This window comes from Streptomyces sp. NPDC025793, from assembly GCF_055558375.1.
Genome location: NZ_JBVHMR010000090.1, coordinates 1 through 15,220, shown reverse-complemented (window position 1 = coordinate 15,220; position 15,220 = coordinate 1). Strand labels below are relative to the sequence as shown.

10 protein-coding genes are annotated in these 15,220 nt (G+C 71.8%); 5 read left to right on the top strand and 5 right to left on the bottom strand.

All coding sequences use genetic code 11. From position 1 onward, the window contains the following. The 5 genes from ACZ4MF_RS47505 to ACZ4MF_RS47485 form a co-directional block, all read right to left on the bottom strand. The coding region (locus ACZ4MF_RS47505) for a radical SAM protein (protein ID WP_467500513.1) at positions 1-620 on the bottom strand (620 nt) is incomplete at its 3' end. Positions 621-1,101: 481 nt separating this feature from the next. Then, a complete protein-coding gene (locus ACZ4MF_RS47500; RefSeq protein WP_467500511.1) occupies positions 1,102-1,752 on the bottom strand; it encodes a VC0807 family protein in 651 nt (216 codons plus the stop codon). A gap of 155 nt (positions 1,753-1,907) precedes the next feature. Continuing rightward, positions 1,908-2,528: a TetR/AcrR family transcriptional regulator gene (locus ACZ4MF_RS47495; RefSeq protein ID WP_467500509.1), complete on the bottom strand. Its 621-nt coding sequence runs from the start codon at positions 2,526-2,528 to the stop codon at positions 1,908-1,910. Between the two features lie 51 nt (positions 2,529-2,579). Beyond that, on the bottom strand, positions 2,580-3,575 hold the full coding sequence (locus ACZ4MF_RS47490) for a Gfo/Idh/MocA family protein (protein WP_467500507.1): 996 nt from the start codon (positions 3,573-3,575) through the stop codon (positions 2,580-2,582). Next, positions 3,572-4,951 carry an NDP-hexose 2,3-dehydratase family protein gene (locus ACZ4MF_RS47485; RefSeq protein WP_467500505.1) on the bottom strand — a complete coding sequence of 460 codons (1,380 nt, stop codon included), beginning with the start codon at positions 4,949-4,951 and terminating at the stop codon, positions 3,572-3,574. Before ACZ4MF_RS47485 ends, ACZ4MF_RS47490 begins: the two co-directional genes overlap by 4 nt. A 374-nt stretch (positions 4,952-5,325) precedes the next feature. Here ACZ4MF_RS47485 and ACZ4MF_RS47480 point away from each other — a divergent pair, with 374 nt between their 5' ends. The 5 genes from ACZ4MF_RS47480 to ACZ4MF_RS47460 form a co-directional block, all read left to right on the top strand. Continuing rightward, positions 5,326-7,077, top strand: coding sequence for a thiamine pyrophosphate-binding protein (locus ACZ4MF_RS47480; protein WP_467500503.1), 1,752 nt, complete (start codon positions 5,326-5,328; stop codon positions 7,075-7,077). Further along, positions 7,049-7,702 carry an SRPBCC family protein gene (locus tag ACZ4MF_RS47475; protein WP_467500501.1) on the top strand — a complete coding sequence of 218 codons (654 nt, stop codon included), beginning with the start codon at positions 7,049-7,051 and terminating at the stop codon, positions 7,700-7,702. Before ACZ4MF_RS47480 ends, ACZ4MF_RS47475 begins: the two co-directional genes overlap by 29 nt. Then, positions 7,699-8,697 (top strand): 3-oxoacyl-ACP synthase III family protein, encoded by a 999-nt coding sequence (locus tag ACZ4MF_RS47470; protein ID WP_467500499.1) that lies wholly within the window; start codon positions 7,699-7,701, stop codon positions 8,695-8,697. The genes ACZ4MF_RS47475 and ACZ4MF_RS47470 overlap by 4 nt, the downstream gene beginning before the upstream one ends. A gap of 56 nt (positions 8,698-8,753) precedes the next feature. Next, complete coding sequence (locus ACZ4MF_RS47465; protein WP_467500497.1) at positions 8,754-10,055, top strand: aminotransferase family protein; 1,302 nt, start codon at positions 8,754-8,756, stop codon at positions 10,053-10,055. A 264-nt stretch (positions 10,056-10,319) separates the two neighbouring features. Then, positions 10,320-15,220, top strand: a 4,901-nt coding sequence (locus tag ACZ4MF_RS47460; protein WP_467500495.1) for a beta-ketoacyl synthase N-terminal-like domain-containing protein, incomplete at its 3' end; no start/stop codon positions are given.

Below are 15,220 nucleotides of genomic sequence, written 5' to 3'. Positions count from 1 at the left end.
TCGTGCGCCAGCCGGTGGATGCGGGACCAGTCCTCCCAGTGGGTGCGGTGGTCCACGATGTGCTGGCGGACCTCCCAGTCGAAGATCTCCGCGCCGCCGCCGGTGAGGGATTCGAGGCCGGCGTCGATCAGCTCGTCGAGGATCTCGGAAGCCGAGAGACCGGAGATCGTCTCGAAGTGGTGGATCTCCGTCGCGGTGAACGCCTTCAGACCGACGTTCGGCAGCGCCTTCTTCAACTCCCGCAGCGAGCGCGGGTAGTAGCGCCACGGCAGGTTCGGGTGCAGGCCGTTGACGATGTGCAGTTCCGACAGGTGCTCGTTCTCCATCGCCTTGGCCAGCCGGACGGCCTCCTCGATGCGCATCGTGTACGCGTCCTGCTCACCCGGCTTGCGCTGGAACGAGCAGTAGGCGCACGACGCGGTGCAGACGTTCGTCATGTTGAGGTGCCGGTTGACGTTGAAGTGGACGACGTCACCGTTCTTGCGGGTCCGCACCTCGTGTGCCAGACCGCCCAGCCAGGCCAGGTCGTCCGACTCGTACAGGGCGATGCCGTCCTCACGGGACAGCCGCTCACCGGAGAGGATCTTCTCCTCCAGCTCGCGCTTGAGCCCAGCGTCCATGGCCGGGAACCTCCTCGTTCAGTGCCTGGCGGCACGCGTAGTGACTGTGCGCATGTGGCGTGATCCGACGCGTCGACGGGCCCCTGGACGCCGCTTTCGCGGCGTCCCGCGGAACCGGCCGTCCCGCCCGGAGACGGTCGGGCGGAACGGAACGGATCCGCACCACACGGACACCCCGGCGAACCGGCCGGCCGCGACGGCCCGCGGCACCGGCCAACGATCCGGAGACCACGGGCCCCGGCCGGGCGGCAGGTACCGACGCCGCGTCCGGTGGGGCCCTCCCATCCTCGCGGAGGGCAGTGTGGGGAAAACCCCACATCCGCAACGGCTTTGCCGAGGGCATCCGGTGCCACACCGGGGACGGACGCCGAAGCGGCCTGCCGTCACGGCGCGGCACGTCACGGCACGGCACGGCATACGCGAGTGACCGGGCCGTCGTCGGCCCGGTCACGGTCGTCTCGGCAGCGTGTGGGGCGGTTCGTCAGCCGCTCGTGTCGTCCTGTGGGGAGGCCGGCACGGAGGCGGGGCCGCGCGGCCTGCGGTCACCCATGACCTTGGCGAGCGTGCGGGTGCGGTGGAGCACGACCTGCGTGATCACCTGGAGGAGGATCCACGACACCGCGTACAGGGCGCCGTCCAGCGCGGGCACCGTGTCGACGGGCAGGGTGTAGGCCATGATGAGCCGGAGCAGCGCGTCGCACAGCAGGCCGATGCCCCACAGCGCCGTCAGGCCGCGCCATACGAGGCGGAACGAGGCGTCGGACTCCCATGTCCGTTCCAGTTGCTCGCTTCTCCCGGGCAGCAGAGAGCGCAGCGCCTGGTACGTGAAGGGGCGCGCGGTGAACAGGGTGACCAGCAGCCAGATTCCGGCCAGTCCGGTGAACAGGCCGTTGCGGGCGAGGGCGAGGCGTGGGTCCGCGGCCAGCAGGGAAGCCACCGCGCTCACCACCAGCAGCGCGAGCGTGAATACCCCGATCGCGTCCAGCCTTCGATGGCGAATCGCGGAGTAGAGGGTGTGCAGGGCGGGCGCGGATCCGCTGAGCAGCAGAGCGGTGATCTCACCAGCTCCGGCGCCGCGCATTATGTAATAGAGCCCGACGGGGAGTACCACGTCGCAGCCGACAGTGATCACGAAAGCCCAGGGTGAGGACGGGTTTTCGGATGGGGTGGGGGGTGAGGCCGCGGAAGGTGGCGCCGCGGGCGCCGAGGACTCAGAGCGGGGTGTGGGGGAGGTCATGAGATGTGCTCCAGAGTGGTGGCCGTGCAGCTTTTCGGCCAATCTTGGTACTACACGGGCGTGGTGCAGCGGTCGAACACGACCGTCAATTCGCGGGCGCACCGCTCCAGGTCCATCGCGGAGTGGGACAGATGACGGCACAGGACGGTGTCGATGGCACCGCGGATCGCCAAGGCCATGGTGAGACAGTCGAAGCTGCCGAACTCGCCGGCGTCACGGCCCTGTTCGAGGAGAACGATGAGCCGGTCCACGGACATGATGCTGCGTTCGATACCCTCCAGACCGGTGATCTGACGGTCCCGGACCATCCTGACGACCTCGGTCAGCGCCTGGGTGTGGATCGGGTAGCGCTCGACGAAGTCGAAACTGGACGTGATGTACGCGCTCAGCTTGCCGCGATACGTCCGCTCGTCGCCCATGCGTGAGTCCGCTATGTTTTCGGCCTTTTCGATGATGGCGCGGGCGACTTCCGCGAAAAGCTCGGGCTTTCCGGAGAAATGGTACGAGATCATCCCCGTGCTGCTGAGCTCGGCCTGCTGCGAGATCTTACTGAAGGATGCCTTTGTGTAGCCGGATGAGGCGAGTGTTTCGATTGCCGCCTGAACTATCTGCGCCCGCCGTGCATTCTGCGTGAATGTTCTGGTCTGCTCGTTGACTGTCCTGGCCATCATGGTTTCAGGTTAGCCGGATCGTGATCGTGTTTTTCCTAAAGTGCAAAAGTCTCAGCGCACCGGAATCCGCCGGGCCGTCGTCCGGACGGCGTCCACCAGCTCCATCATGGCGATCGAGTCCGTGTGCTGTCCGGCATCTCCGCCGCCCGCGCGGACGGCGTGCGCGAACTCCTGCAACAGCAGCGCCAGTTGGTCGGCGGCGGGCAGCGTCCTCCGTTCCTCGCGATCCTGCTCCTCGATGACGAGCAGCGGCTGGTGGGTGGCCGGCGGAGTGAACGCCCGGGTCACGGTCAGCCGTGCCCGGTCGCCCCACATCGTGTACGTCGACGCGTAGGTGTGCTCGAAGCCGAAAGCCAGCTCGGCGAGGATCCCGGAAGGCGAGGCGAGCAGCACCTGTCCCGACAGGTCGAGGCCGTCCGAGGCCCGGGTGCGCAGTGTCGCGCCGGCCACGTCGAGTCCCGGGCCCAGCTGCAGCACGGCGGCCCGCAGCGGGTACACCCCGACGTCGAGCAGCGCGCCGCCCCCGAGCCCGGCGGCGTAGCGGATGTCGTCCTCCGGCAGCGGCGGAATGCAGAAGGCGGCACTGAAGGAGGCGAGCCGTCCCAGGCGGCCGTCGACCACCAGCTCACGCACTCCGGCGTGTTGCGGGTGGTGCAGGAACATGAAGTTCTCCCGCAACGCCAGTCCGCGTTCCGCCGCCAGCGCGCACAGGGCACGCGCCTCGGCGGCGTCCACGCCGATCGGCTTCTCCACCAGCACGTGCTTACCGGCGAGCAGTGCCCGCTCGGCCCAGCGACGGTGCAGGGACGTCGGGGCCGACACGTACACCGCGTCCAGGTCGGACCGCTCCAGCAGGGCCCCGGGATCCTCCTCGGCCGCACAGCCGAAGTGCTCCGCGAAGCGGGCCGCCTTCTTCGGCGTGCGTCCGGCGACGGCCACCAGCTCCCACTCCGGCATCCGGGCCACCGTCGGCAGGACCCGCCGCCAGGCGATCGACGAGGTACCGATCGCGCCGAGACGCAGCGGCCGCGCCGCCGGGGCGCTCACAGCGACCTCAGCGCGGCGATCAGCGTGCGCGCCTGGACGTTCACGTTGTGGCTGTGCCGCAGCAGTTCGTCGACCTGACGCAGCGACACCCAGCGGAACTCCTCCGACTCCAGCGGTGTCTCGTCCTCGACCTCGACGATCACGTAGTGGCTCTGGGCGTTGAGGAAACGCCCGCCCTCCTCGGACAACAGCACGTCGTACACGGCCTTGTCGCGCCGGTCCAGCAGCTCGTCCAGGTACGGCGGCCACGACTCGCGCGGCAGATGGGAGTAGTTATCCAGGGTGCACTGGACCGTCGGGCCCAGCTCGACCACCGAGAGGAACCCGGCCTCGGCCCGTGCCCGCAGCAGCACATGCGGCACCCCGTCGATCCGGCGCACGAACAGCGCCGCGATCCCCGTCCCGTGCGGTTCGACGAGCGGCTGCGACCACGCGGCCACTTCCCGGCGGCCCGAGATGACGTCCACGGCCACCACGCTGAAGTGGCGTCCGTCCACGTGGGACACCGTGTGCGGGTCGCGGCGCCAGCCCTCGGTCCGCGCGAGTCCGATCGGCGTCACGCTCACCTCGTGCTCGGCCCGGCGCCGAGTGATCCAACTGCGCACCTCGGTGTCCGAGTGCAGCGATCCGGTCACCGCGGCGGCGTCCGCCCGCCAGTCCGGCAGGCACGACAGCACCGTACGGGCGTCCATGTTCACGACGTTGTCCTGCCGCAGCAGCATGTTCACCTGGCGGAGCGTCAGCCACGCGAAGTCCTCGCCCGCCTCCACCTGCGGACCCACCCGCACGATCATGTTCCGGTTCCTCTTGCGGAGGAACCATGAACCCTGCTCCGACTGCAGGACGTCGGCCACCACCGCGCCCGGCTCGGGACTGCGGAAACAGTCCAGGTACGCGACGGCCGAACCCCCGTGCACCCGGAGGTAGTTGCTCTTCGTCGCCTGAACGGTCGGCGACAGCTGCATCCCGTTCACGTTGCCCGGCTCCGACTTCGCCTGCATCAGCAGGTGCGGTACTCCGCCGAAGTCCCGCACGGCGATGCCCAGGATGCCGATCTCGGGCTGGTCGATGATCGGCTGGTCCCACGCCGGCACCGGCCCGAAGTCCGAGCGGACCCGCAGCCCGTGCACCGCGAAGAACCGGCCGCTCACGTGCCGCAGGTCGCCGGTGTCCCGCTCGAAGCGCCAGCCGTCGAGCTCCGCGAACGGAACCCGCTCCACCCGCTGCGGCTGCGTGTGCCGCCGGTCCTCCAGCCATGCCGCGAGTTCCACGTCGCTCAGCACACCGCCGTCCACGGCCGCCGCGGAGACCGCCAGCGCCGCCAGGGTGTCCGCCTCCTCGCCGCGCGCGGACGCGGGCGCGGTTGTCGGAGTCATCGATTCGCCCTTCTCTCGATTCGGGAGTGCGACCGTGTGCGTGAAGAGCCGGGCCGGGCGCCGGCGCGCACCCCCACGCCGAAGGAAGCGCAGCGGACAGCCGCACGCACAGCCTGCCTGCTCGAATTCGAGCATTCGCCTAGACCGCCGCCCCTTGCGGCAGGCCCGCGCACTGGCTATGAGCCGCCGTCACGCCGCGGCCGTCACGCCCCGGCCGCCGCGCCGCGTTCGCCGCGGGCGGGGAACACTAGTGGATGTTCCAGACCGCCCCGGACCGGGCGTGCGGTGGCCGGAAGCCGGGCTACGTTGTGGCCTTCCGACCCGGCCGACAAGAGACGTTTGCGGGGATGCTCGTCGACCCCGAGGAGACGAAGATGCGAAACGGTCCCCCACGCGTCGCCGACTACATCATCTCTTCCCTGGCGGCACGGGGAACTGACCATGTGTTCGGAGTCGGCGGCGCGAACATCGAGGACCTCTACGACGCCGCCCACCTCTCGGACGGAGCCGTCCGGGCCGTCGTCGCCAAACACGAGTTCTCCGCCGCCACCATGGCCGAGGGGTACCACCGCACGTCCGGCAGACTCGGCGTCGCCATGGCGACCTCGGGGGCCGGCGCGATGAACCTGGTCCCGGGCCTCGCGGAGGCGTACGCCGCGCGCGTCCCGGTGCTCGCCCTGATCGGCCAGCCGCCCCGCCCCCTGGAGGGCCGCGGGGCCTTCCAGGACTCCAGCGGCCGGGCGGGCGCCTTCGACGCGGTCCGCCTGTTCGCCCCGATCTCGCGTTTCTGCGCCCGGGTCGACACTCCGGGCGACACCGCCGCGCTGCTCGCCGAGGCGATCGCCGCCACCCGAGGACCGCACCGCGGACCGGCCGTCCTGCTGCTGCCCAAGGACGTCCAGCAGGCGCCCGCGGACGGACTCCCGCCCCTCGCCGGCCTGCTGCCCCCGCAGCCGCAGGCCCCCGCGGCCGCACACCGGGCGGCCGCGGCCGCACTGCTGGCCGAGGCCGTCACCGGCGGGGCGGACATCCTGCTGATCGCCGGGGACGGCGTCGGCCGCGCGGACGTCCGCGCGGAGGTCGCCGAACTGGCCCGCCGGCTCGGCGCGTCGGTGGCCGTGACGCCGGAGGCCAAGGACGCCTTCGACAACCGTGATCCGCGCTTCGTGGGCGTGGCCGGCGCGATCGGGCATCCGTCGGTGCAACGCCACCTGGAGAAGGCGGCCCTATGCGTGCTCGTCGGCACCCGGCTGCCGGTGATGGCCCGCACCGGACTCGAACCGGCCCTCCAGGACACGCCGTTGATCTGCTACGACCCCGAGCCGCCCTTCACCGGCCCGCACCGCGACGGCGTGCCGGTCGTCCACGTGGACGGCGACCTGCGCACCGAACTGGCGGCCGTCGACGACCTGCTCGGCGCACTGCCCCGGACCTCGATCGGCCGCGAACGGCCGGGCGGCGGCCCGGAGTACCTGACGGCGCCCCGCCCCGACACCCCCGGCGTGCGGCTCAGCGACGCGGTCCGGGCCATCGAGTCCGCCCTCCCCGACGACGCCACCGTGGTGTCCGACGCCGGCAACGCCAGCTCGGCGGTCATCCACCACCTGACCGTGCCCCGGCACGGGAACTTCGTCCTCGCCCTCGGCATGGGCGGCATGGGACACAGCTTCGGCGCCGGCATCGGGGCCGCGTTCGCCACCGGGCGGCGCACCTATGTGATCTCCGGTGACGGGGGCTTCTACGCACACGGCATGGAGGTGCACACCGCCGTCGAACACGACGTGCCCGTCACCTTCGTCGTCTTCAACAACAACGCCCACGGGATGTGCGTGACCCGGGAGCAACTCCTCTTCGAGGCCGACTACTCGTACAACACGTTCAAGCCCGCCGACATCGCGGCCGGCGCGCGGGCCATGTTCCCCTCGCTCCCGGCCGTCACGGCGACCACGGCCGGCGAACTGCGCCGCGCCCTCCTCACGACGAACGACCGCACCGGCCCGGCTCTGGTCTGTGTGGAGTCCGACCCGGACGAGCTGCCCCCGTTCGTGCCGTTCCTCCGTCTGATCGACGACCGCCCCACCTCCGCAGGAGCACACCATGACGACCGCGTCACACCAGTTGGCTGACATCCCCGGCCTCGTCCGGTGCGAGACGAGCAGCGTGCCCGAGCTCATCGCCGAGGCCACCGCCCGGACCCGGCCCGAGTACCCGCACGACGAGGTGTACGGGCAGTTCTGCACGATCCAGGAGTACATCGACTGCCCGCCCGAGGACGTCTTCGCCTACCTCAGCGACATCAACAGCCTGGACGAGTACTCGGTCAGCACACGGTCGTTCCGGCCGACCGGCACCGAGGGGCTCTACGTCGGCTGGGACACCCTCGCCGAGGACACCAGGATATTCATGCGGCTCCGGCCCAACCGCGAGGCGCTCACGCTCGACTACCACTGCGCCTGGGACCAGGGCGAGGAACTCTGGATGATCTACCTGTTCCGGATCGTGCCGGCCGAGCAGGTGCTCGGCAAGCCGGGTTCGGTGGTCATCTGGACCAACTGCCACCACCCCCACTACGACAAGAACCCGTATCCCGAACTGTCCCCGGACCCGGAGCGGATCTGGGTGGGCGACCTGTGGCCGCTGTTCTACGCCGGCCACCGCATCGAGCTGGACAACCTCAAGCGGATCCTCGAATACCGCAGCAGCCGGGGCCTTCCGGTCTCGGTCGCCACCGCGCCGGAGGCGGGCGCATGATCCCCGTCAGCCTGGTCGACGTGGACAGCTATCTGCCCGAACGCAGCGTCGGCACCGAGTTCTACACCGATCAGGAAGTCCAGGACACCGAGGGCGCGATGTTCAGCCCGCCGGCCGCCCGGCGGCACGCCGCGCCGGACGAGAGCGCCACCGACATGGCGGTCGCGGCCGCCCTGCCGATGCTGGAGCGCCGGCGCGAGCGGGGCGACGGCCCGGTGGACGTCGTCCTCACCAACGTCTCGCTCCCGGACCGGGCGTTCACCGGAGCCGGCGCCGACATCGTGGCCCGGCTGGGGCTGGACCCCGTGCCCGAGTGGATCATCGACGTCCACAACAGCGGCTGTGCCGCCTTCGTGTACCTGATGAAGCTCGGCCGCGGCCTCATCGCCTCGGGCCAGGCCCGCACCGCCCTGATCTGCTGTGTGCAGAACACGGCCGGGCAGCTCTTCGCCCGGCCCGAGCTCAGGGGCCGCAAGCACGCCCCCGTGCCCGGGGACGGCTGCGGCGTCGGTTTTCTGACGGCGGGCGACGAGTCGCCGATCCTCGACGTGGTGACACATCACGGTGTCGAGTACGCCAACGACATGACCCTCTCCGTGGACACCCGCAAGTACTGGGAACCCGGCGAGGGAGAGATCGACATCGGCTTCACCGACAGCAAGGTCAAGCAGATCGTCGCGCGGGGCAACCAGCTCGTGCCCCAGGTGACCCGGGAGCTGTGCGAACGCCTCGGCACCCCCACCACCGACATCGACCTGCTGGTCACCAACCAGCCGAACCGGATGTTCCTGCACAACTGGCGGGAGGACCTGGGCCTCAAGCCCGAACGCCACCCGGACACCTTCGACCGGTACGGCAACCTCTTCGGCGCGGGCATCCCGGTGACGCTCTCCCAGGCCCGCGACGAGGGAAAGATCGACAAGGGCGATCTCGTCGTGCTGTCCGGCTTCGCGCACGCCGGTGACTTCGCCGCCGCGGCCGCCGTGCGCTGGTGACCCCGGCCCTTCGCCGTACGCCCCGATCCCTACCTGTCATACCTGGAGTTGTGCCGATGACCGACACCGCAGCGCCGACCCGCACCGGCGAGGAACTGGCCGAACTCGACCGCCGTCACCTGTTGCACCCCTGGACCCCGCACGGCATCGGCGACCGGCTGGTGCTGGTCGAGGGCCGGGGCTGCGAGGTCACCGACTCCTACGGGCGCACGTACCTGGACGGCCGCAGCGGCCAGTTCAACGCGACGCTCGGCTACCGCCATCCCCGCGTGCTGGCCACGATCGAGGAGCAGGCCGGCAGGCTGATGACGTACGCCCTGCTGGGCTCGTCGAACGAGCCCGCCGTCCTGCTCGCCGCCCGGCTGGCGGAACTGCTCGGCGAGCCCCTCGAACGCACCCTGTTCTGCAACTCCGGCTCGGAGGCCACCGAGGCGGCGATCCGGATCGTGCGGATGTACCACGCACTGCGCGGCGAGCCGCGGCGGACCACCGTGATCTCGCTCGCCGACGGCTACCACGGAACCACCGTCGCGGCCGCCGCGATGTCGGCCTCGCCGATCGCCTGGACGGGCTGCGGGGCGCTGCCCGACGGGTTCGTGCAGATCCCCACGCCCGGCTCCGCGGCAGACGCCCGGCCCGGCCCGGAGGCGCTGGAGGAGGCCATCGTCGCGCAGGGCGCGGAGAACGTCGCCGCGTTCTTCGTGGAACCGGTCCTCGGGGTGGGCGGCATCCGCCCGCTGCCGGCCGGCTATCTGCGTGCCGTCCGGGAGATCTGCGACCGCCACGGGGTCCTGCTCGTCGTCGACGAGGTGACCACCGGACTCGGCCGTACCGGGGCGTGGTTCGCGCACCAGCGCGAGGACATCCGTCCCGACGTGATCACCACGGGCAAGGGACTGGCCGCCGGGTACGTGCCGTTCGCCGCCGTCACCATGACCACGGCCGTCGCCGACGTGTTCGCCGGCGACCCGATGCTCGGCGGTCTGCGCCACGGGCACACGACCAGCGGGCACGCCCTCGGCGCCGCCGTCGCCCTGACCGTGCTGCGCACCATCGAGGAGGAGGGGCTGATCGACCACGCGGCCGCCATGGGCGAGCGTCTGTGCGGGCAGCTGGCGGACCGCCTCAAGGGACTGGACGGGGTCAGCGACGTACGGGGCGTCGGCCTGCTCGCCGGTGTCGAGTTCGACTCCTTCGCCCGCGCCGCCCAGGTGAGCCAGGCCTGCCTCGGCGCCGGGGTCGTCGTACGCAGCGAGGGCCCGGTGCTCTCCGTCGCCCCGCCGCTGATCGTGACCGCGCCCCAGGTGGACCGGATCGTCGACGCGCTGCACGACGCCACGGTGGCCGCGGCCGGCTGAGCCCCGCGCCCGCTCGCCCAGGTGCCCCCCCGCCACGGCGTGGGGGCATCGGCGTCCCCGGCCGAGCATCACGCCTTCACCCGGTGTCCGACCGAAACGACACGCGGGCCTTCGGCATGCCCACACATGGTCGGCGGCCCGTACGAAAGACCGAGGCTAGAGATTCCCCTAGAGCGCTTCCCCGGATCGCCGGAGGGCCCCGGGACGCGTGCGAATGTGTGAGCAACCCCCAGCCTCCCGCCCCCGGTATTTGGAGTGCCATCGATGAACGAGCCGGTGCCCACCGCCGTCCCGAACACCGTCCCGGGCCAAGAGCCCGTGGCCGTGGTCGGCCTCGCGTGCCGGCTCCCGGGCGCCGACGATCCGGCCGCCTACTGGGAGTTGCTGACCGCGGGCCGCAACGCCGTCACCGACATCCCCGAGGACCGGCGCGCGGGCGTGCCCGCCGACGGCTGGCCCACCCCGCACGGCGGCACCGCCCCCCTGCGCGGCGGCTACGTCAGCGCACCCGCCGACTTCGACGCCGCTTTCTTCGGCATCTCGCCCCGCGAGGCCGACGCCACCGACCCGCAGGCCCGCCTCGCCCTCGAACTGGGCTGGGAGGCCCTGGAACACGCGGCGATCCCCGTCACCGCCGCCCCGCGCGCCACCGCGGTCTATCTCGGCGTCGACGTCTGCGACTACGCCGACGTCGTCCGCGACGCCGGACAGGGCACCGGACACCACACCCTCACCGGCCTCAACCGCTCCCTCGTCGCCAACCGGCTCTCCTACGCGCTCGGCGTCAGCGGCCCCAGCATGACCGTCGACAGCGCCCAGTCGTCCTCCCTGGTCGCCGTCCAGCTCGCCTGCGACAGCCTGCGGCACGGGGACTGCGACCTCGCCCTCGCCGGCGGAGTGCACCTCAACCTCAGCCCGCAAAGCTCCCTGGCCGCAGCCCAGTTCGGAGCCCTCTCCCCGGACGGCACCTGCCACACCTTCGACGCCCGCGCCAACGGCTACGTCCGCGGCGAGGGCGGCGGCATCGTCGTACTGAAGCTGCTCACCCACGCCCTCGCCGACGGCGACCGCATCCACGCCGTGATCCGCGGCGGCGCCCTCAACAACGACGGCACCGGCACCAGCATCACCACCCCGGACGCCGACGCCCAGGCCGCCGTCCTTCGCGCCGCGTACCTGCGTGCCGGAGCCGACCCGGCCGGCATCGGCTACGTCGAACTCCACGGCACCGGAACCCGCGTCGGCGACCCCGTCGAGGCCACCGCCCTCGGCGCGGTGCTCGGCACCGCCGAAGGCCGGCAGACCCCGCTGGCCGTCGGCTCCGTGAAGACCAACATCGGCCACCTCGAAGGCGCCGCCGGCATCGCCGGACTCCTCAAGACCGTCCTGTGCCTGTCCCACCGCCGACTGGTGCCCAGCCTTCACCACGACGAGCCGAACCCCGCCATCGACCTCGACGGCCTCGGCCTGCGCGTCCAGCGCGAGACCACCGACTGGACCCCGGCCGCGCCCGGCACCCCCCTGCGGGCCGGGGTCTCCTCCTTCGGCATGGGCGGCACCAACGCCCACCTCGTCCTCGAAGAAGCCCCCGCGACCGAACACGCCCCCCGGCAGCCGCGGACCGCCCCGGCCACCGTGCCGTGGCTGCTGTCCGCCGCCACCCCCGGCGCCCTGCGCGCCCAGGCCGACGGCCTCGCCGCGCACGTCCGCGCCACCGCCGCCGACCCCGTCGACACCGCCTGGTCCCTGCTGACGACCCGCACAGCCCTCGCCCACCGGTCCTTCGCCGTGGGCTCCGACACCGCCGGTCTACTCAGCGGCATCACCACCGCGGCCCCGTACGGCCCGCTCGACGGCGACATCCACCGGCCCGTGTTCGTCTTCCCCGGCCAGGGCAGCCAGTGGGCCGGCATGGCCGCCGAACTCCTCGCCTCCTCCCCGGTGTTCGCCGCACGCCTCACCGAGTGCGGCACCGCACTGGCCCCGCACGTCGACTGGGACCTCGCCGCCGTCCTGCGCGGCGACGCGGACGCCCCGCCCCTGGACCGCTCCGACGTCGTGCAGCCCGTGCTGTGGGCCGTCATGGTGTCGCTGGCCGCCCTGTGGCAGTCGCACGGCATCAGCCCCGCCGCGGTCGTCGGACACTCCCAGGGCGAGATCGCCGCCGCCTGCGTCGCCGGAGCCCTCAGCCTGGAGGACGCGGCCATGGTGGTCGCCCTGCGCAGCAAGATCCTCGTCCCGCTGGAGGGCCGCAGCGGCATGGTCTCGCTCGCCCTTCCCGAGGACGCCGCCCGCCGCTTCACCGCGCGGTGGGACGACCGGGTCACCGTCGCCGCCCTCAACGGGCCCTCCTCCACCGTCGTCTCCGCCGACATCGAGACCGTCACCGACATCCTCGCCACCGCACAGCGTGAGAACGTCCGCGCCGGCCGCGTCGGCATCGACTACGCCTCCCACTCCCCGCACGTGGAACCCGTCCGCCAGGAGATGCTCGACCTCCTCGCCGCCATCACCCCGCGCCGCCCCGACGTGCCCTTCCTGTCCACCGTCACCGGGGAATGGATCGACAGCGCGGCCACCGACGCACACTACTGGTACGACAACCTCCGCAACCCCGTCCTCCTGGAACCGGTCCTGCGCGCCTTGGCGCTCGCGGGCCACGGTGCCTTCGTCGAGGTCAGCCCGCACCCCGTACTCACCACACCCGTACAGGAGACCGTCGAGGCCGCGACCGGCTCCCGACAGGCCGTCGTCACCGGCACCCTGCGCCGCGGCCAGGGCGGAGCCACCCGCTTCCAGACCTCCCTCGGCGCCCTGTGGGCCCACGGCGCCGACGTCGACTGGACCCCCGTCTTCACCGGCCTCGCACCAGGGCGCACCGAACTGCCCACCTACGCCTTCCAGCGCCGACGCCACTGGATCACCGGCACACCGGACCTCACCGCGGCCACCACGGCGGCCCCCGTCGACAGCGGCCCGGCCACCACCTCCGACGAGCCGACCACCGGACTCGACGACGCCGACGCACTGCGGCTCGTCCTCGAATCCACCGCCGTCGTCCTCGGCTACCCGGACCAGGCACTCGTCGACGCGCAGCGGACCTTCAAAGAACTCGGCATCGACTCCGTCACCGCCGTCGAACTGCGCGACCGGCTCAACTCCGTGGCCGGACTCGCCCTCCCGGCGACCGCCGTCTACGAACACCCCACGCCCGCACGGCTCGCCGAGAGCCTGAACGCCTCCCCTTCGACCGACCTCGTCCTGCGCGACCACCAGCACATCGCCGACGAGCCGATCGCGATCGTGTCGATGGGCTGCCGCTTCCCGGGCGGCGTCCGCGCCCCCGAGGACCTGTGGCGCCTGGTCGCCGACGGCGTGGACGCCGTCACCGCGTTCCCGACCGACCGCGGCTGGGACCTCGACGCCCTCTACGACCCCGACCCCGACCACACCAGCACCACATACGTCCGCGAGGGCGGATTCCTGCACGACGCGGCCGAGTTCGACGCGGGGTTCTTCGGGATCTCGCCGCGTGAGGCGACCGCGATGGACCCGCAGCAGCGGCTGCTCCTGGAGACCACCTGGGAGACGATCGAACGGGCGGGACTGGACCCCCGCGCCCTGCACGCCACCGCCACCGGCGTCTTCGTCGGAGCCACCGCGCCCGAATACGGCCCCCGCCTGTACGAAGCGGCCGAAGCCGTCGAGGGTCACGTCCTCACCGGTACGACGTCCAGCGTGGCGTCCGGGCGCATCGCCTATGCCCTGGGCCTGGAGGGCCCGGCGGTCACGGTCGACACGGCCTGCTCCTCGTCCCTGGTCGCCCTGCACCTGGCCGTGCGCGCCCTGCGCTCCGGCGAGTGCAGCCTGGCGGTGGCCGGCGGCGCCACCGTGATGTCCAGCCCCGGCATGTTCGTCGAGTTCAGCCGGCAGCGCGGCCTGGCCGCCGACGGCCGCTGCAAGCCCTTCGCCGCCGACGCCGACGGCACGGGCTGGGGCGAAGGCGTCGGTGTGCTGCTGCTGGAGCGGCTGTCGGACGCGCGACGCAACGGCCATCCGGTGCTGGCGGTGATCCGGGGCTCCGCGATCAACCAGGACGGTGCGTCCAACGGTCTGACGGCCCCCAACGGCCTGGCGCAGCAGCGGGTGATCCGTGCCGCGCTGGCTGATGGCGGTCTGTCGGTGGCTGATGTGGACGTGGTGGAGGCGCACGGTACGGGTACGAAGCTGGGTGACCCGATCGAGGCGCAGGCACTCCTGGCCACGTACGGGCAGGGACATGAGAGCGACCGGCCGTTGTGGCTGGGATCGGTGAAGGCCAACATCGGTCACACCCAGGCCGCCGCCGGTGTGGCCGGTGTGATCAAGATGGTGCAGGCCATGCGGCACACCACCCTGCCGAAGTCCCTGCACGCCGAAACCCCGTCACCGCTGGTCGACTGGTCCAAGGGCGCGGTGGAGCTGCTGGCGCAGGCGCGGGCGTGGGAGGAGAGCGAGGGCCGGCCGCGCCGGGCGGCGGTGTCGTCGTTCGGCATCAGCGGCACGAACGCCCACGTCATCCTGGAAGCCACGGCCGAACCGGCCGAGCCCGAGCCCGCCGACGCGGTCACGGACGCGCCCGGCCGCGAGCTCGCACTCCCTTGGCTCGTCTCCGCCCGCACCCCCGCCGCACTCGCGGAACAGGAGTCCCGGCTCGCGCAGCTCGCCGCCGAGTCCACCTCCCTCGCCGGAGTGGATGTGGCGTGGTCGTTGTGGCGGTCGCGGTCGGTGTTCGAGTGCCGGTCGGTGCTGGTGGGGGGTGAGTCGGTGTCGTCGGGTTCGGTGGTGGGCGGTGCTGCTTCGCCGGTGTTCGTGTTTCCGGGTCAGGGTGCGCAGTGGGTGGGGATGGCGGTGGAACTCCTTGACTCCTCGCCGGTGTTCGCGGCTCGGTTCGCGGAGTGTGGGGTGGCGTTGGGGGAGTTCGTCGAGTGGTCGTTGGTGGATGTGGTGCGTGGGGTGGCGGGTGCGCCTGGTTTTGACCGGGTGGATGTGGTGCAGCCGGTGTTGTGGGCGGTGATGGTGTCGCTGGCTGCGTTGTGGGAGTCGTTCGGGGTGCGGCCTGCTGCTGTGGTGGGTCATTCGCAGGGTGAGATCGCTGCTGCGGTGGTGGCGGGTGCGTTGTCGTT